The 18,640-nt window shown below is 45.3% G+C and carries 16 protein-coding genes and 1 pseudogene; 1 reads left to right on the top strand and 16 read right to left on the bottom strand.

All coding sequences use genetic code 11. The annotated features are described in order from the left end of the window. Positions 1 to 8 precede the first annotated feature (8 nt). On the bottom strand, positions 9 to 1,085 hold the full coding sequence (gene mutY / locus KNL20_RS05870; RefSeq protein WP_230399678.1) for an A/G-specific adenine glycosylase: 1,077 nt from the start codon (positions 1,083 to 1,085) through the stop codon (positions 9 to 11). 167 nt (positions 1,086 to 1,252) lie between these two features. Here mutY and KNL20_RS05865 point away from each other — a divergent pair, with 167 nt between their 5' ends. Continuing rightward, positions 1,253 to 1,882, top strand: coding sequence for an HAD family hydrolase (locus KNL20_RS05865; protein ID WP_230399677.1), 630 nt, complete (start codon positions 1,253 to 1,255; stop codon positions 1,880 to 1,882). Between the two features lie 21 nt (positions 1,883 to 1,903). On the opposite strand, the gene KNL20_RS05860 is transcribed toward KNL20_RS05865, so the two are convergent. From KNL20_RS05860 to infB, 15 genes and pseudogenes are all read right to left on the bottom strand, one after another. After that, positions 1,904 to 2,632: a carbohydrate ABC transporter permease gene (locus KNL20_RS05860; RefSeq protein ID WP_230400046.1), complete on the bottom strand. Its 729-nt coding sequence runs from the start codon at positions 2,630 to 2,632 to the stop codon at positions 1,904 to 1,906. A gap of 74 nt (positions 2,633 to 2,706) precedes the next feature. Beyond that, the gene (locus KNL20_RS05855) at positions 2,707 to 3,591 is read right to left on the bottom strand and encodes a carbohydrate ABC transporter permease (protein ID WP_230399676.1); all 885 of its coding nucleotides are present in this window, start codon (positions 3,589 to 3,591) and stop codon (positions 2,707 to 2,709) included. Positions 3,592 to 3,625: 34 nt separating this feature from the next. After that, positions 3,626 to 4,966 carry an ABC transporter substrate-binding protein gene (locus tag KNL20_RS05850; protein ID WP_230399675.1) on the bottom strand — a complete coding sequence of 447 codons (1,341 nt, stop codon included), beginning with the start codon at positions 4,964 to 4,966 and terminating at the stop codon, positions 3,626 to 3,628. A 211-nt stretch (positions 4,967 to 5,177) separates the two neighbouring features. Beyond that, positions 5,178 to 6,062 carry a tocopherol cyclase family protein gene (locus KNL20_RS05845; protein ID WP_230399674.1) on the bottom strand — a complete coding sequence of 295 codons (885 nt, stop codon included), beginning with the start codon at positions 6,060 to 6,062 and terminating at the stop codon, positions 5,178 to 5,180. A gap of 133 nt (positions 6,063 to 6,195) precedes the next feature. Beyond that, positions 6,196 to 6,644 (bottom strand): annotated as a pseudogene (dtd, locus tag KNL20_RS05840) (D-aminoacyl-tRNA deacylase). Positions 6,645 to 6,681: 37 nt separating this feature from the next. After that, positions 6,682 to 7,044: an arsenate reductase family protein gene (locus KNL20_RS05835; protein WP_230399673.1), complete on the bottom strand. Its 363-nt coding sequence runs from the start codon at positions 7,042 to 7,044 to the stop codon at positions 6,682 to 6,684. Positions 7,045 to 7,072: 28 nt separating this feature from the next. Next, positions 7,073 to 8,323 carry an ABC transporter permease gene (locus tag KNL20_RS05830; RefSeq protein WP_230399672.1) on the bottom strand — a complete coding sequence of 417 codons (1,251 nt, stop codon included), beginning with the start codon at positions 8,321 to 8,323 and terminating at the stop codon, positions 7,073 to 7,075. An 11-nt stretch (positions 8,324 to 8,334) separates the two neighbouring features. Next, the gene (locus tag KNL20_RS05825) at positions 8,335 to 10,176 is read right to left on the bottom strand and encodes an efflux RND transporter periplasmic adaptor subunit (protein ID WP_230399671.1); all 1,842 of its coding nucleotides are present in this window, start codon (positions 10,174 to 10,176) and stop codon (positions 8,335 to 8,337) included. After that, positions 10,173 to 10,856, bottom strand: coding sequence for an ABC transporter ATP-binding protein (locus KNL20_RS05820; protein WP_329957508.1), 684 nt, complete (start codon positions 10,854 to 10,856; stop codon positions 10,173 to 10,175). The genes KNL20_RS05825 and KNL20_RS05820 overlap by 4 nt, the downstream gene beginning before the upstream one ends. Continuing rightward, positions 10,853 to 12,178, bottom strand: a complete 1,326-nt coding sequence (locus tag KNL20_RS05815; RefSeq protein ID WP_230399670.1) for an efflux RND transporter periplasmic adaptor subunit — start codon at positions 12,176 to 12,178, stop codon at positions 10,853 to 10,855. Before KNL20_RS05815 ends, KNL20_RS05820 begins: the two co-directional genes overlap by 4 nt. Positions 12,179 to 12,333: 155 nt before the next feature. Then, on the bottom strand, positions 12,334 to 13,254 hold the full coding sequence (ribF, locus tag KNL20_RS05810) for a riboflavin biosynthesis protein RibF (protein ID WP_230399669.1): 921 nt from the start codon (positions 13,252 to 13,254) through the stop codon (positions 12,334 to 12,336). 7 nt (positions 13,255 to 13,261) lie between these two features. Beyond that, positions 13,262 to 14,161: a tRNA pseudouridine(55) synthase TruB gene (truB, locus tag KNL20_RS05805; RefSeq protein WP_230399668.1), complete on the bottom strand. Its 900-nt coding sequence runs from the start codon at positions 14,159 to 14,161 to the stop codon at positions 13,262 to 13,264. A gap of 5 nt (positions 14,162 to 14,166) precedes the next feature. Then, positions 14,167 to 15,126: a DHH family phosphoesterase gene (locus tag KNL20_RS05800; protein ID WP_230399667.1), complete on the bottom strand. Its 960-nt coding sequence runs from the start codon at positions 15,124 to 15,126 to the stop codon at positions 14,167 to 14,169. After that, complete coding sequence (rbfA, locus tag KNL20_RS05795) at positions 15,119 to 15,502, bottom strand: 30S ribosome-binding factor RbfA (RefSeq protein ID WP_230399666.1); 384 nt, start codon at positions 15,500 to 15,502, stop codon at positions 15,119 to 15,121. Before rbfA ends, KNL20_RS05800 begins: the two co-directional genes overlap by 8 nt. Positions 15,503 to 15,534: 32 nt before the next feature. Continuing rightward, complete coding sequence (gene infB / locus KNL20_RS05790) at positions 15,535 to 18,633, bottom strand: translation initiation factor IF-2 (RefSeq protein ID WP_230399665.1); 3,099 nt, start codon at positions 18,631 to 18,633, stop codon at positions 15,535 to 15,537. Between the last annotated feature and the right edge of the window lie 7 nt (positions 18,634 to 18,640).

The following is an 18,640-nucleotide window of genomic DNA, read 5'->3' as shown; positions in this document are numbered from 1 at the left end:
TCCTCATTCTATACTTCTCTATATTTTTCCTGTCCCAGACGCAGGTTCATATATCCGGCATAGGCTCCATAAGCCGCAGGAACAGGATAATTTTTCTCCGCATGTTCTACACCCACAAACATCATCTCTTCTTTTGACGGAGAATCCAGTGCTGACACATGTACTGCATACCCAATCATGCGCCATTCCACATGTGAAAAGATGTGTTTTGACTTCGGAAGCGGCTGTATCCTGAGCGGAGTCAGACCATATGCCTTTACCTGCTCTAACACCTGCTCTTCACTCAGATGACCTTCCAGATTTGGAAATTCATAGAGTCCGGCCAACAGCCCCTTTTGGGGCCTCTTCCGGATGGCGATATGATCTCCATCCAACAGCAGTAAAATCGTATGATCTTCCACTTTTCTGGCTTTAGCCCCGGACTTAACCGGGAAATCCATTACCCTGTCACATGCCTTTGCCTTGCAAAACTCTGCCACGGGACATACCTCGCAGTGTGGCACGCCGCCAGGAACGCAGACAGTGGCTCCCAGTTCCATCAGAGACTGGTTAAATATTCCGGGCTCTTTAAGCGGCATCACCTTTCGCAAATCAGACTCTACCTGATTACGGACAGATTGCTTCATAATATCTCTGTCATCCATCCGGATTCTGGCTATTACCCTTAAAACATTCCCATCCACAGCCGGAACCGGGATTCCATAAGCAATAGATGCGATGGCACCCGCTGTATAATTTCCTATACCCGGCAGGCTTTTCAGTCCCTCGTAAGTATCCGGCAGTATTCCATCAAATTGATTGACTACCTGAATCGCTGCTTTTTGCATATTGCGCACCCTGTTATAGTATCCGAGGCCTTCCCATAACTTCAAGAGTCTGTCCTCAGGGCACTCCGCCAGATTTTCTATTTTGGGAAGTGCTTCTTTAAAGCGCTTGAAAAATGGTTTAACAGCCTCCACTCTGGTCTGCTGAAGCATAATTTCAGATATCCAGATATCATAGGCGTCTCTGTTCTCCCTCCAGGGAAGAATACGCTTGTTCCTATCATACCACATCATGAGTGGTTGTACAATTTTTTCTAGCATTCTTTCTGTCTGCCCTTTCTGCGTACCTACATCTATCTTGCCATAAAACTATGAAAAATGCAAAATAAACATTGAAATTCAGAAGAATTCTTATTACAATAGATTTGTCTTACTCATTTTAGTGGAAAATATTTATTTTCAGATTTGAAAACATAAGGAGAAGAGCCGTGATAGATAGCATTATATTTGATTTGGATGGAACACTCTGGGATTCTACCGATATTGTAGCCGGCGCATGGAACTGCGTCATTGCCGAGGAAACCGACCTTGATTTGAGATTGACCAGCCAGGATTTGAAAAAACTCTTTGGCTGTCTTTTGCCGGATATAGCTGCCGTTATTTTTTCTAAAGAAACAAAAGAACGGCAGCTGGAGCTTATGGATTTATGCTGCCAGGAAGAACACAGGGCACTGCTTAGGAATCCGGGATCTCTTTATAAAAGCCTGGAGGATATGTTAAAAATCCTGTCTGAAGACCATCGCCTTTTTATCGTCAGCAACTGCCAGGCAGGGTACATAGAAGTGTTTTTGAAATCCACAGGCCTTGCACGTTACTTTGAAGGACATCTTTGTCCCGGAGATACAGGAAAAGCCAAAGCCTCCAATATCAGAACCATCGTGGATACTTTTCATCTGAAATCTCCTGTTTATGTAGGTGATACCGCCGGAGACTTCCATGCAGCCGGGGAAGCCGGATTGCCCTTTATCTTCGCTTCCTATGGTTTTGGAAAAGTCGATCATCCCGACGGTATCATCACCTGCCCCATGGAACTGGTGCACTGCATCGATAATTTTTAAAACAGCCGAAATTACAATTTGCTATTTTACCGAACCCGTAATACCTTCGGCAAAGCTTTTCTGCAGACCGAAGAACACAATCGCAGTAGGAATTGTACAAATAAATACGCTCAGCATCAGCATCCCGTAATCCAATGCATATCCGCTTATCAGGTTTGAAACCAACATCGGCATGGTTATGGAGCTCTTGTCCTGCAGGATTACTTTCGGCCACAGATAATTATTCCATGCATTCATGAATGTAATCGTCATGGCTGCCGCATAGGTCGATTTCATCGTAGGCATGAACATACGGAAAAAGATTCCCACTTCACTGAGCCCGTCCATGCGTGCCGCTTCAATAATCTCGTGAGGAAATGACCTTGCACTCTGCCGGAACATCATAATCAGAAAGGGGGTTGAGATGCTTGGCAGCATGAATGCGGCCATAGTATTCACCATGCTTAACTGAGAAAACATCCGGAACAGAGGAATCATGGTGGCGGCAAAGGGAACCATCATGGCCATCAGTAAGATTTCCATAACAAGATCTTTTCCCTTGTCATGATAAATTTCAAACCCGTATCCTGCTATTGAGCATATCAGCAGTGCCAACAGTGTGAGGATCATTGCATTCCGAAATGAATTCCACAGTGCCATACTTAAGTTCTGATTGGCAGTCAGTTTCTTTAAATTTTCCAAGAGATACGTGCCGGGAACTAACTTCCCGGCAATCACATCTGTGCTTTTATTAGTCGCCCCGCACAACATATAGTAAAGCGGAAAGACAGAAAACAGAGATACAATTGTAAGAAATATATACTGGATGGTTTTCTTGCACTTTTTCACCGTTTATCACCTACTTTCATCTGAATCACCGCCAAAACAGCAACCATAACCAGAATAATTATGGACATAGCTGCAGCGTACCCGAATCTGGGGCTCTGCACAAAGGATGTACTGTATATGTAATGCGATAGAGACATCGTAGATTTTCCCGGGCCTCCACTTGTCAGATTCATGGATTCATCAAACAACTGCAGTGTTCCATTGGTAGACATAATGGTGGTCATCAGGATTGTGGGTTTCAACAGCGGTACTGTGATTTTAAAGAAGGACTGTACCGGGCCTGCACCATCAATTCTGGCTGCCTCATACACAGAATATTCGATATTCTGCAGCCCCGCCAGATAGAACACCATATTGTACCCTGTCCATCTCCATATCAGTGCAAGGACGATGATAAGTCTGGCGGTCCATGCATTTGCAAACCAGCCGACCGGGGCTATTCCAAAACCTTTCAGAATCGTATTTACCAAACCATCGTTAGCAAACATGGAGCGAAAGATCATGGAATACGAAACCAGAGAAGTCGCACACGGAAGAAAGATTGCAGTGCGGAATACCCCTTTAAATCTCAAATCCTTATTGTTCAGCATGGATGCCAGTGCCAACGCCAGGACCAGCATCACCGGTACCTGTATAATCAGATAAAAAATTGTGTTAAACAGACATTGTTTAAAAGTAGAATCGCTTAGAATCCTTGTATAGTTTGAAAACCCGCTGAAGCTCAAATTTACCCCCATACCTGATTTCAGAGACAGGATAAATGCCTGAATCATGGGGTAAAAATTCATCCAGCAAATCAGCAGCGTTGCAGGAAGCAGAAATCCCCATCCGGTAAGACTTTTCTTTTTTTCCAGTGTCATACTTTTTTTCCCAGTCTTCATATCTTTTCATCTCCCTTGTCAGCGGATTCATGCATTAGTTACCCATATTGAACTCAACAGCACTTTGGGCTTCCTTCATCTCAGATTCCGGATCCGCGCCCTGCTGTGCAACATTGGACAAGGCAATCCCCACCGCATCGCGGGCATCATAGTAAAATGGTCCTGTATAGTTGGAAGGAGTTTTGGTGGCAAAGTCCACAATCATAGAATATATCTCCTGCCCGCCAAAGAATTCAGACTTTTCCGCATAAGCCTCCGACTTGCCCGCCGGTGCCCATGTTGCGAGTGCTCCCTTGGAAATAATATCATCATAGAACTCTGTGCTTCCTGCAAATGTATTTTTGAAAAAATCAAATACCTTGTCTTTATTTTTACAGTTCGATGTAATGACCCATGAAGAACCGCCATTGTTGGAATAATTGGTGGCATCTGCTACACCGTCCAGCCTGGGCAGATTTGTAATTCCCCAGTTCCCGGACTGATTTTCCTGCGCTATAACGGAGGCCATAATCCAGCAGCCATTAATTGTAGATGCAACAGAACCATTGTTCAAAGATGCAATATACTGATCTCCGTCTGTTACTTCCAGTATGGTCCCGTCTTTTACCATACTGCTGTAAATCTCCATGCATTGCTTCAGAATATCATTCCCCTCAATATTTACACTCCCGTCTTTATTGAACAGGGAGGCACCGCAGGACTGCATCATCATCATGATAATATCCGGCGCACCGGCCTGTACAGTCAAAATAGGCAAACCTGTTTTCTCTTTTATCACCTTTGCTTTTTCCATATAATCTGACCAGGTGATATCCGTGAAATCATCCAGTGTAAATCCGGCCTGCTCCAGAATATCGGTTCTCATACAGTTGATTGCCGCACCATTGTCAAAGGGGATGCCCATATGCCTGCCATCCACTGTAGAATAAGCTGCTTTAGCCTCAGCAAACTGCGAAAAGTCGATACCTGAATCCGTAAGATCTGTAAAGATATCCGGGTAATTTTGCACATATTTCTGAAAGGAGTTATCCTGCATCAAAAAAACATCGGGCAGCAGACTTAAATCTCCGGAAGAAACAATGGTGGTAAGTTTCGTCTCAATGTCAGCTGAGGGCATCTCTGAAATCTCTACATTAAGCCCTTCATAATCTGCGGAATAGAGTTCCGCTGCTTTTTCTATTGCATAAATATTAAAATTAGGATCCCAGCACCAGACCTTCAGCGTATCCTTGTCCCCCGATACGCTTTCAGCCACGGTACTGACTGCTTCTGAATTCGTGCCTGCACCATCTCCCCCGCCGTTTTTTCCTCCGCAGGCCGTCAGAGAGAGGGTCATGGCCGAAACCAACATTACTGCCATAATTTTTCTTTTCACAATATGTTCCTCCTGTTATAAGATTATTACTCATTTGAGTATGTATATTATAACTTACATATTGTTCAAACGCAAGTGGTTTTTTGATAGTTTTAATACATCAGGTGTATGGTTCCTGTGAGCCTCCTGTTAATGTTTTCATACAATGCAAGACGGCTGCTGCAGCCGGTATATTCTCACACCTGACTGCAGCAGCCGTCTGCTTTTTTCTTTATTCTTTCTCCCATCCTGCTTTTTCCGCAAGAATTTTAAATACCTTTCGCTTACCGTTACGAAGTTCATATCCCACAGGGCAGGAAGCACTTTCCTGTATGACTCTTCCCATCTTCCCACCTGCCGGAGCCTGAAGTACTTTTGGATTTTCTTCCAAAACTGTCATTCGGAGTTCCCATTCTCCCTGACGAATCACAACAGATTTTTTTGTATTTAGCACCACCCTTGCTCCCAGATAAGTTGCAAATCTATATTGCCTGCCTTGAAAAAGAACCGTACTGATACAACCTGTAAAACTACTTCCAAGAAAGGGTACATCGGCTACCGCCGCCATTATACATCCGGGTCCCCGATTTTCAAATCCACACTGTGTCCACATATATTCCCTGGGAAAGGAGGAGCCCCTGTCTTTTTCAAGGTATCCACGGCCTCCGTCGAAATAGATTCTTTTCCCATTTAACTGCACGTTACCTTTTAATTTGTGGTAAAGACTAAGCACCTGATGGCTGCACTGCATTCCGGGAATTCGAAAAAAAGGCCCCATGATTTCCTTTTTCGTGGGAATAAAATTTTCAAAGTATATGGTCCCTTTCAGGTGCAGCCCATTTCCCTTTAGATTTAAGTGTATCCCTTTTTGGGTAAACAAATTCTCCCCGATACGAACACTCAGGCTTTTTCCGGATGCCCGAAAATCTTCAGCCGGAAAAAAAAGCGTCCAGGAATCCCGATCCGTAATAACCTGTATAGTCGCACTTCTGTTCCCACTTCCATCTACATGAAAGGCCGGAATCAAAGCTAATGTCTGTTCTTTACTCTCCTGCTTAAAATACCACCCTTCAAAATAGGACCTTTTTTTATACTGCCCATGGAAATATGTTGCCATAGCATGAAACCCTCCTGATTTTCCAGTCTAATATAAGTGACATTAAATACCTTATGATTCAGGTATTTATGATCATATCATGTTCAACTATTGCGAAATTACTCACAAAGCCTGAAAAATCAAGAGAATTTCCCTACTTTTGTTCCAGATTCTCCAAAATAACTGTAAATGGTCCGTCATTGGCAAGAGACACGTTCATCTCTGCGCCGAATTTACCTGTCTGGACCACCGGAACACTTTTTCTTGCCTCCTGTATCATATAGTCGTATAATTTTTCTGCCATGAGGGGGCACCTGCCTCTATGAAACTGGGGCGGTTTCCCTTTTTACAATTGGCATAAAGGGTAAACTGGGAAATCATCAAAAGCCCTCCATGTACATCAGCCAGTGACAGATTGGTTTTTCCCTGTTCATCTTCAAAGATACGAAGGCCAAGTAATTTATTCAGGTAGCGGTCTGCTGTTTCGCGGGTATCCTCCCTGCCTACGCCGATTAACACCAGATAACCTTTTCCTATCTGCCCGATGGTTTCTCCTTTTACCTTAACAGAGGCCTCTGTTACACGCTGTATTACAAGTTTCATCCTCTTCTATATTACCTTCCTTTATGTGTACTTTTATCTATTCCCCGAAGAATTGCCTGCCCCATTCAGACTCTTTAAACCCAGTCAGTACATAATCCTCTCCTACAACCAACGGACGCTTTACAAGCATTCCATCCGTGGAGAGCAGCTGTAATTGTTCTTCTTCGTTCATGTTGGGAAGCTTCTCTTTCAGCTTCATCTCTTTATAGAGCATACCGCTCGTATTGAAAAAACGTTTTAGAGGAAGACCACTCTTTTCGTACCAGCCCTTTAACTCTTCTGCAGAAGGATGCTCCTCCTTTATAGGACGGGTCTCATATTCAATTTCATGGGCATCCATCCAGTCAAGTGCCTTCCGGCAAGTACTGCATTTACTGTAACATAAAACAATTGGTTTCATTTAACTACCTCATTTCTTAACAGAAAGACTATTCCCGTCTTAAGGCATCAATCGGATTCAGATTCGCCGCCTTGAATGAAGGCAGCAGTCCAAATATGACGCCAATCACGATTGAAAAGATTACAGATGCGATAATGGCCGGGATAGATATTGCCACAGGTGTCTGCGAGACTTTTGAAATCACCTGGGCAAGTATAATTCCCGCAATTATTCCCATCAATCCGCCAATACTGGTAAGTACTGCTGCCTCAGTCAAAAACTGTGACAAAATACGGCGTTTTCTGGCTCCAATGGCTTTTTTTAGTCCTATTTCACTGGTTCGTTCAGTAACAGATACCAGCATGATATTCATAACACCGATGCCCCCTACCAGCAGCGAGATACTTGCCACCCATAGCAGCAGATTATTGGTGCTTGCGCTGAGTTCCTGCAGATTCTTGGCCTTTTCAAGCAAATCCTCTGCCTTATACTTGATATCCCCTTCGGAATCCAACACTGCTTCATTCATGATTTTTGAAGCCTTTTTACCGACGCTGCTCATATCCTCCGTACTCTTGGCCGTCAATACCACACTCTGTGGTTCATCAAATCCGAAGATAATCGGCCAACTGGCATCCGGCATCAGAAGTGTACCCATATTCTCCTGATAATACGTATAATATTCCTCCAGAGAATTAATCACCGGCTGAAATGCTTCCGCCTTTTTTATCAGTCCAACCACTGTAAATGGTTCGCCTCTGATTTCAATGGTTTTCCCAAGTGCTGATTCTCCCTGGAACAGTGCAGTGGCAGCCGTCTCATCCAACAGAACAACTTTCCGGAAATTTTTATAGTCGCTGTCAATAAACGCACGGCCGGCACTGAGTACATATCCGGAAGTATCCAGAAAATTCCGGTCGATACCATAGGCTTTTCCGCTGTCAAGCCTGGAAGCCCCCTGCATTATCCCATCTACGTAAGCCCTGCTGTTGAAAAATGAAACATTTTCTACATTATCCAACTCCTGTATCCGCTCCTTAATGTCATCCGTCAAAGGAATAACTCCGGGAGGTGCACCGTTATCCATCCAATAGTCACCATCTCCCTGTTTCAATGTAATTGATACGTTATTATTACCGGCACCAATCAGATTCTGCTTAATCTGCTCATTAGTTCCTTTAATGGTTGATACAATAGCAATAATCGAAGCAATTCCTATGATAACGCCCAGCATCGTCAGGAAGGAACGCATCTTATGAGACCAGATTCCCTGAAAGGACAGTCTAATATTCTCTAACATGATTTCCCTCCTTAATATCCGTATAACTGATTCATACTGCCTTCTTTTGTTTTGGCGCCTTCTTTTACATTCTTTCCATAGGGGAAAGCAATCCAGTCCTCCTGGCTGATCCCGCCCTTAATCTCATAGGCATCTCCCCAGAAAAGGCGGCCTGTAGTGACCTCCTGGCGTTTCAGGCGGTTATCCTCTCCTCTGATATAAACATATTTAACGCCTTCTTCTTCCCTGATAAATGCTTTGCTTATGGAGATAGTATCCCCGCCTGCCATCATCTCTCCTTCTCCCGCCTGCTGGCTTACACTGACTTCCACATACTCATTATTCTGCAGCTGATCTCCGCCGCTGGCAATATATGCCGTAAATGGATATCCAGATCCATTTGTCCCTGAATAATCATTATAGTTCTCCGCGGGATAAGGTGATATATTCTTTATTGTTGCTTCACAGGTGGTTCCGCTTTGATAAGACATAATGTTTAAGACAGTTCCCTCTTTAATCTCATTCAGCTTCAATTCGCTGATATTCCCTTTTACATACATACCATCTGTGCTGGACAACACAAGGAATGGTGTACCGTCTTTCGGAGGATTCTCAGGGTCACCGACTTTTTTAATAACTCCGTTAAATCCGGCCACAACCTTACCTTCATTTACAGCCTTCTCTGAAGCTTTCAGCTTGATTTCCTGTTCTCTTAAATCCAGCTCCAGTGATTTGATTTCCGCCTCTTTTTCCTTTATTGCCTTTGCCAGCTCGTCCTTGGTATAGGACATATCAGAGGGCAGCGGTGTTGAGAGCGTACCGGATGATTTGCTTTTATCATCCGATGCGGCAGCTGTAAATATAATCGCTCCGGTGCCTTTCATGGTGAGGTTTCCCACACTGAGGGTATTATAAGCCACATTGCCGGCAGCTCCCGCGTATCCCATGGAATTCGCTGATGTTCCGGAAGGTTCGTTTTCTTCAGGGGGCGTTAGTGTTGGTGTTGGTATCGTCGACGTTTGAGCTAAATCCAATACACCTTCCCAGTCTTCCTCGAAGGGCTTCTCAATGGAAGACGCATCCTGCTTCCATGCTTTAAGCAGTTCCCCATCTGCTTTATTTTCCCTTCTTACCTCCAGACGGTAAAAGAAACCGCTCTTCTCTCTGCTTCCCCTGTTCCCATTCTCATCATAGCTGTATCCCATCATGGAATTAATAAAGGAAGCTTTAATCACGGTCTTGTCCTCACACAAAAAGCGAAACGGATTTTTCTTACTTCCCTCTCCTTTGTAAGGCTTTGCTCCGTGCTGCAGGGGATTGTCCGTACCATTGTATAAAACAGCATCTGGTACAGGAGGGGGCGTCGGTATTTCTGTTACAGGTACTTCTTCAGGGGGCATACCTGAATCCCCATCATCAACAACCACAGAGCCTCCATCATCCCCTTCTCCGGAACCTCCATTTTCGGAAACCGGCTTTGTGTTCTTTAATTTTTTCAAGTCATTTTTCGCCGCCTGGATCCTTAAGTCGGCCTGATCCCTGCTCAGCTTCTGCATCTCCAGATTTAAGTTGGTCAATGTCATATCATAGGTAAGCAGGACATCACCCTCTTTGACCGTATCACCTTCCTTTACAGAAACCTGATCCACAGTCTGAACATCCGAGAGATATACATCTTGTGAAGCATCAGAGGTGATGATACCTTCCATCGTGGAATTGTCACCCCAATATCCTCCATTGTTAATATCACTGACAGGTATAACCATGACCTCCGACTCCTGTGAACGTTTCACTCCATATACCACGCCTGCGCCAACCACACAAACACCGGCAACAGAAAGCAGAATTGTCAATACCTTTTTCTTCACCGTCATACTTCGATTACCCCCTCCTGTCTCAGGATGCCATCTTTTATCTCCACTTTCCGTCCTGCGCAGGAAGCAATCTCCGCATCATGAGTGATCATCAAAACGCTGACCCCTTCATCGTTCAGGCTCTGAAAAAGTTCCATCACCTGTTTTCCGGAAGCAGAATCCAGGGCGCCCGTAGGCTCATCAGCCAACAAAATCTTCGGATGATTGACCATGGCTCTGGCAATGGCCACTCTCTGCTTTTGTCCACCGGAAAGCTGCGTGGGCTTAAAGTCCACACGGTCAGCCAATCCGACCCGATCAAGCGCCTCAAACGCCTTCTCTTTTCTCTCCTTTTTCGGAATCCCTGCATAGGTCAGCGGCAGAGCCACGTTCTCGAGAGCCGACTGCCTCGGCAGAAGCTGGAAACTTTGGAAGACAAATCCGATCTTCTGAAGGCGTATATCCGACATATGATTATCCGAACACTTGCCTATATCTTCTCCGTCCAGGATATAGGTTCCGCTGGTTGCCTGATCCAGACATCCCACGATATTCATCAAAGTTGTTTTACCTGAACCGGAGGGTCCCATAATCGCCACATACTCTCCTTCTTCCATCTCAAAGCATACATCTTTCAGAACCGGAACCACCATCTTTCCCTGCATATAATCTTTACATATATCCTTTAGCTCCAGAATCACTTAAGAACCTCCCCTCCTCCGGAAACAACCGCATCTTCACCCTCTGGAATTATCTGTCCATCGTCCATGGTTCCCATATCAGATCCGTCTCCGGCATCTATACCATCCTCCGGTCCGGCAGGATTGCTCTGTCCCATCATGCCATCTTCCCCGATGGCCGTCTGCATTCCTTCTTTTAAATCAGGTTCCGGAAATGTAATTGCATCTTTCTTACCGAGACCTTCTGCAATCTCATACTTCATCATATTTTCATCATATTGTCCCAGGGTTATCTTTCTTTTTTCCAGTTTACCCTTTCCGTTGTCGGCCCACACATATGGTTCGCTGTCCGGATCTCCGATAAAGTATTCATCCAGCCAGATGCCCGCCTTGCTCTCGGAATCCTGTCCATTATCCAGTTCGATATAGACATGCTGCCCCAGCATCAGATTATCACTGTTTTCCAGCGTTACGTAGAATGGATAAGAACTGGTTTGAGACATGGAATCTGTAGAAGCATACATGCCATTATTATTTCCGGCTTCGGCATTTTCTCTGTCGATCTTTGTAATGGTCCCTTTCCAGACTGCGGAATCATCCACACGAGAATGCACAAGAACCGCTGCATTTTCCGACAATCCCCCAATATTCATCTCATTGACTTTTCCCTTTATCCGAAAAGCTCCTGTGGATAATATGGTCATGAAAGAGGTATCCTGCTCGCCATATGGATCCCCGGACGCTGTTCCATTGTTAATGGATTTCACAATACCGGCTATTTCACTGGTCACCGTTGCATTATTAATGTTTTCCTGTAGTTTTCCAATCTCCACTTCTTTGCTCTTGGCTTCATACTCTTTTTGTCTTAACTGAAGCTCTGCCTCTCGTATCTGCAGCTGAAGTGTTGCCTGGCTTTCCTTGGGAGCCGACTTCTTGTCTTTGTTCAGCTGCGCGATATTACTCTTCATACTCTCGATTTCCGTATTAATCCTCTCAGAATCTAATCCGGCCTGTTCTAAATCCGTCTGAAATTTATCCGTATCATATGTAAAAAGTGGTGTTCCCGCCTGTACTTCCTGTCCTTCTTCGACTAGTATGTCCTTCACCGTCTTTTCTGTGTTCTGCTGAACCTTCCAGGTATCCTGCGACTCTACTACTCCGGAAAAGCGATTGAGCAGACCATTTCCGCTGCCCAGGTTCATCAGTTGTTCCACAGTATTTACATAAACCACGTTGTCGCTTTTAGAATCTCCTTTCCTGGTCCAGACAAACAAACCTACACCCCCGATTACCAGTGCTGCTGCCACACATGCACAGGTGATAATAACAGATTTCTTCTTCATATATGCCCGTATCCTCCACATTAAAAATTATACAATGTTATCAATATTTTTATCGTATCATATTTTGCATCGGATGTCCTTAATCTTTCCTTACAATTAACGAAAATCATCCCGTTTACCAAAAAGCACGATTTTTTTGGTAAACGGGACGATTTTTATAGCATAAAATATTGTTTCCCATGTTCTTTATCTTTGTTCATCTGCTGTTTCAACGCTTCCACAGATTCGAACTTCACTTCCGGCCTCTGATAGTGGCATAGCTCCACCTTAGCTACCTCTCCGTAGAGATCCATATCGCAGTCATAGAGATATGTCTCAACTCCTACAAACTTTTCCAGGACTGTTGGCTTTACTCCGATGTTTGTGATTCCGTAAAACTCCCTGCCGGCAATTCTCGTTCTGGAAGCATAGACGCCCCAAGGCGGCAGCAGCTTGTCTTCACCTGGAATCTGATTAATTGTGGGAATACCGATGGTATGTCCCAGATTATGGCCATGAACCACTTCACCTGTAATTGTATAAGGATATCCCAGCAGTTCATTGACCTTTTCCAGATTGCCTTTCATCAGTTCCTCCCGAATGTAGGAGCTGCTGATTTCCCGGCTATCATCCATCACTTTATCCAGAACCTCCAGTGTAAAACCACATTCCATTCCCAGGCGTTCCAGCATTTGGGGCGTACCCTTCCTACCATATCCAAAGTGAAAATCAGGTCCCACCACCAGAGCTTTAACATGGAGCTTTTTAACCAGAATTTCCCTGGCAAAAGCCTCCGCTTCCATATCTCTGATCTCAGGTATAAACGGGCACTCAATCAATGTGTCGATTCCCTGTTTCTGAAGCCGCCTTCTTCTCTCTTCATTTGTAAGCAGCATCTGCGGCTTTCTATAACCGAAACTGACCTGCGGAGACACATCAAAAGTAAAGATGACCGTCTCCAGATCATCCCTCTTCCCGATTTCTAATATACGGTTTATTAACTTCATGTGTCCTCTGTGGACACCGTCAAACTTTCCCAATGTAATTACAGTGGGTTTTTCTGCCTCAAAATCCAGTGTTTTTCTGATATATTTCATAGATTCCTCATCTCAGAAACATTTTCTTTGGTTTATAGATTTCCCGCCCCGCATCATATTCGTAAATCCCTGCAAACTGGTGACTGCTGTCATAGATCCGAAGCTGTTTTTGTAACGTCTCCTGCCGGACTGCCGTAATCTGATCAGCCCTGAGCGGATTTCCATTGTGCACCAGTAAATCAAATGCAGGCTTTACCCAACTCTTTTCCAGGTTTTCAAACATCGCGTCCACCGGAACCAGACAGCTTTCCAGCTTATTCTCCTGCTTTAGCGTTTCTACTTGTTCAAGTTTTAGCGCATGGTCTACGTGAAACCGGCCTACTCCGGTTCTGGTGAGCTGTTCCATAGCGGCACCACAACCCAGCTTTTTACCAATGTCATGGCAAAGGGTCCTGATATAAGTTCCTTTTGAGCAGGTCACATGTAAACTCACAAAGGGTATATCCATCTGGCAGATTGTAATGTCGTAGAATGTTACCGGGCGTGCCGCCCGCTCCACCGTCTTTCCCTCTCTTGCCAGTTCGTACAGCTTTTTTCCGTTAATCTTCAGAGCGGAATACATGGGAGGAATCTGCATCTGTTCTCCGCAGAAACTGTTCACACATGCTGTGATTTCTTCTGCTGTGCACTCTACCGGCCGGGTGTTCAAAACCTGACCGCTCATATCCTGTGTGTCCGTAGTTACCCCAAGACGTAAAACCGCCTGATAGGACTTTTTCTCATCCGTCAGCATGTCACAGAGTTTTGTGGCACTTCCCAGACACACAGGAAGTACACCCACCGCATCCGGGTCAAGTGTACCTGTATGACCGATTTTCTTCTGCTTTAAGATTCCGCGAAGCTTGGCCACCACATCATGCGAGGTAAACCCCGCTTCTTTATAGATATTTAAGACTCCGTTATACATGCGCCTTATACTTCCTCTGTCAATTGTTTTTCTATCTGGCCTGAGATGCTGTTAACCACATCAAAGGCAGTACCGTGCATCGTGCATCCGGCTGCTCTCACATGACCTCCGCCTCCGAACAGTTCCGCAATTTTACTGACATCCACCCGTTCCCTTGACCTCATGCTCACCTTAAATTCCTGCAGATTTTTCTCATACAGGAATAACGCAACTTCCACTCCGGCAGTATTTTTCAGCTGGCTTACAATTCCATCCAGATCTTTGGTAGAAAGACCGTAGAATTCCATCTCTTTGCGGCGTACAATACCTATAATGCACTGACCGTCCAGGAGCATGATGCTCTCCATGAGGGTTCTTCCCATAATCTGATTCTGTGCATAGGACTTCTGATAAAAGCTTCTGTCTACGATTTCCGAAAAAGGAATTCCCTTTTCCATCAGATTGGCAGCCACTCTCATCGTCCACGGTGAAGTACATGAATACTGGAATACCCCTGTATCATGCACAATTCCAGTATACAAAGCTTCAGCACATGCTTCCGAAATCTTTATTTCCTCCATGAGTCCATATAGAACCTCACAGGTGGAACTGGCCTCCGGGAAAATCTGGTTCAGTTCACACAACCCTTTATTGGTAATGTGATGGTCTATTCCCACCGTATGAAGCGCAGATTCATACAGTGGCTTTGCAACACCAACACGATCCATACTGCTCACATCCAGAAGAAACAGCAGGTCATATACCCGGCCGGTTTCGCATTCTGTCTTTACATCCTCAATATTTCTCACAAAATGAAATATCTCTGCCGGTTCTTCCAGATATACGTCTGCCCGGATATCCGGATAGTTATCCTTCAGATACAGGTATAGACCCATGCAGGAACCTACGCAGTCCCCATCGGGGTTCACATGGCCTGCAATTGCCACGGTTGAAATCCCCTCTAATATCTCCGTAAGTTTATTCACTCTTCTCATCTTCCTTTTCAGGTCCATTCTGATTTAAATCATCTATCAGCTTTGACATGGTAACACCATATTCGATGGATTCATCCAGAACAAACTGAATAACCGGTGTATTTCTTAAATTAACATTCTTCGCAAGCAGTTTGCGGATATAACCTTCTGCGCTACGCAGACCAGCCAGTGTATCCGCTTTCGCTTTCTCATCTCCAAGTACACTGATATACGCTTTACAGGTTTTCAGATCCGGAGCAACCTCTGCTGCTGTAACCGAGGTCATCATAGCAATCCTGGGATCTTTGATTTCCATGCGGATAATCTGGCTTAATTCCTTTTGTACTTCACCGTTGATTCTGGTGTTTTTAATACTGTTTTTTCTCACTTTAATACCCTCTGCTTTTCGCTTTGCAAAGCCTATCTTGGTACTTCTACCATAATATAAGCTTCTACAACATCTAACTCCTGAATATCATTAAAGCCTTCAAATACCAGACCACACTCATATCCTGCCCTGACTTCCTTCACATCATCCTTGAAACGCTTGAGTGAAGCCAGAGGGCCTTCGTAGATTTGTTTTCCTTCACGGCTGATCCGTACTTTACATCCTCTCTGGAAGGCGCCATCCAGCACATAGCTGCCTGCAATGGTTCCAATTCCAGAAGCTTTGAACAGCTGACGGATTTCCGCATGTCCGATGACTTTTTCCTCGTAAACAGGATCCAGCATTCCTTTCATGGCCGCTTCCACATCCTCAATCGCCTGATAAATGACACGGTACAGACGCATATCCACACCTTCCTGATCAGCGATGGTCTTTGCCTGGACGTCGGGTCTTACATTGAAGCCTATAATGATCGCATTGGAAGCTGCAGCCAGCGTAACGTCGGATTCGTTGATAGCTCCAACTCCGCCATGCACAATCTTGACCACAACCTCATCATTGGAGAGACGGACCAGTGACTGTTTCATAGCCTCTACAGATCCCTGTACATCGGCTTTTATTACGATATTCAGTTCCTTTAAGTTTCCTTCTTTAATCTGGCTGAACAAATCATCCAGAGACATCTTCGCTTTTGTATCTTCAAGCAGCCTGTTCTTCCCTTCTGATACAAAGGTTGCTGCAAAATTCTTAGCATCTTTGTCTGTATCGGTTGCAACGATGATTTCGCCTGCATTAGGCACATCATTCAGACCAAGCAGTTCAACCGGCATGGAGGGTCCAGCCTCCTTTACACGCCGGCCCTTATCATCCATCATCGCACGGACTTTACCGGAACATGCTCCTGCTGCGATATAGTCTCCCACATGTAAAGTACCCTTTTGTACCAGAATATTGGCTACCGGGCCCTTTCCCTTATCCAATTGTGCTTCAATTACCAGCCCTCTTGCTCTGCGTTTTGGATCGGCCTTAAGCTCCAGAACCTCTGCTGTCAGCAGAATCATCTCCAGAAGTTCCGTAATACCTTCATGAGTATGTGCAGATACCGGTACAAATACCGTACTGCCGCCCCAGTCTTCCGGAATCAACTGCTGCTCAGAAAGTTCCTGTTTTACACGTTCCACATTGGCACTAGGTTTATCTATCTTGTTAATGGCAACAATAATTTCAACTCCTGCTGCTTTCGCATGGTTAATAGCCTCTATCGTCTGAGGCATCACTCCATCATCAGCTGCAACTACCAGAACCGCAATATCCGTAGAATTCGCACCACGCATACGCATGGCAGTAAATGCCTCATGTCCCGGTGTATCCAGGAATGTGATATTCTGTCCGTTGACAGGAACTACAGTTGCACCGATATGCTGTGTAATACCACCTGCTTCCCGGTCTGTAACATGCGTGTTTCGGATGGCATCCAGAAGGGATGTCTTACCATGGTCAACATGACCCATAACGCAAACGACCGGCGGACGGGGAACCATATCCTTTTCATCTTCATCTTCCTCACGAAGCAGTTCTTCGATCACATCAACCTTAATCTCGGGTTCTGCGATGATGTTATAATCCAGGGCAATTTCCTGTGCCTTTTCAAATGAAATTTCATGGTTAACAGTAACCATGGTACCCTCCAGAAAAAGCTTTTTTACAATCACAGAAGGCTGCATCTTCATCTTATCAGCCAGTTCTTTGATTGTAAGCTTCTCCGGAAGCAGAATTTCCTTAACCTCTTCTTTCTTTTCTTCCCTCGGCTTCTGTACAGGTTTCTGAAGAGCCTTTGGAATATTCTGATTAGGTCTGCGTCCCTGATTTGGCCTGCGCCCCTGATTTGGACGATTTCCCACAGCCGGTTTACGGTCTTCACCGAACTTCTTGTCTCTGAGATTACTCCTGGTCTTATCCTTATCTTTATGAGTTGTATCTCTGGAAGGTTTTTTCAATCCCAAATCCATTGATTCAACCTGAGGTTTCCGATCGCGGTCCCGGGCGGTGCCACCTTGAGGACGAGTGCCATTTCTGTCTCCCGGGCGGGATGGTCTGTCTCCATAAGGGCGTTGTGGTCTGTCTCCATAAGGACGCTGTGGTCTGTCTCCCTGTGGACGCCCATTCCTGTCACCAAAGGAACGCTGCGGTCTGTCTCCCTGCGGACGTCCATTTCTGTCGCCAAAGGAACGCTGCGGTCTGTCTCCCTGCGGACGTCCACTTCTATCTCCCTGCGCATAGGATGGTCTGTCCCCATAAGATCGCTGCGGTCTGTCTCCCTGCGGGCGGTTATTATTTCTGTCTCCCTGTGGACGAGACGATCTGTCTCCCTGTGTATAGGATGGTCTGTCCCCATAAGATCTCTGTGGTCTGTCTCCCTGCGGACGTCCATTTCTGTCGCCAAAGGAACGCTGCGGTCTATCTCCCTGCGGGCGGTTGTTACTCCTGTCTCCCTGCGGACGATTGTTACTCCTGTCTCCCTGCGGACGGTTTGCCCTGTCTCCATAGGAGCGCTGCGGTCTGTCTCCCTGCGGACGTCCACTTCTGTCTCCAGAAGAACGCTGCGGTCTGTCTCCCTGCGGGCGGGAGGTCTGCTCACCGCTCTGGCTTTGTACGGGTCTTTCATTTGGCGCCTGCTGCACTTTTGCCGCCTCCGGCTTATTTTCCGTACGTTCCACTTTCGGGGCAGAAACTTTTTCCTGAATCTGTACATTCTGGGAATTTTCTTCTTTCACCGGCTTACTCTCCACTGCATTTGTCTTTTCCTTCTGATCAGTCTGAGCCCTGGATACCTTCTCACTCTGGGCACGCTGCTGTAATTTCTTTCTTGCCTCCTGGCTGGTTGCGTTCTGGGGACGCAGCACCTGAATAATATTCGATTTCTTCTTTGGTTTCTCCACTAACTTCTCCTCTGATTTTCCTGCCTGGTCTGTCTTGGAAGCAAATGCTTTACGAACTATCGCTTCCTGCTCTTCCCCCAGGACACTCATGTGACTTTTAACATCTATTTTCCTATCCTTCAAAAAATCCATGACCTCTCTATTCGTTCTATTCAAATCTTTCGCGAGTTCATGTATTCTAAGTTTTGGCATGTTTCCA

Origin of the sequence: Novisyntrophococcus fermenticellae (assembly GCF_018866245.1) — a bacterium.
Lineage (GTDB): Bacteria > Bacillota > Clostridia > Lachnospirales > Lachnospiraceae > Novisyntrophococcus > Novisyntrophococcus fermenticellae.
The sequence above is the reverse complement of the archived record's forward strand: the minus strand, read 5'-3'. Positions and strand labels throughout refer to the sequence as shown.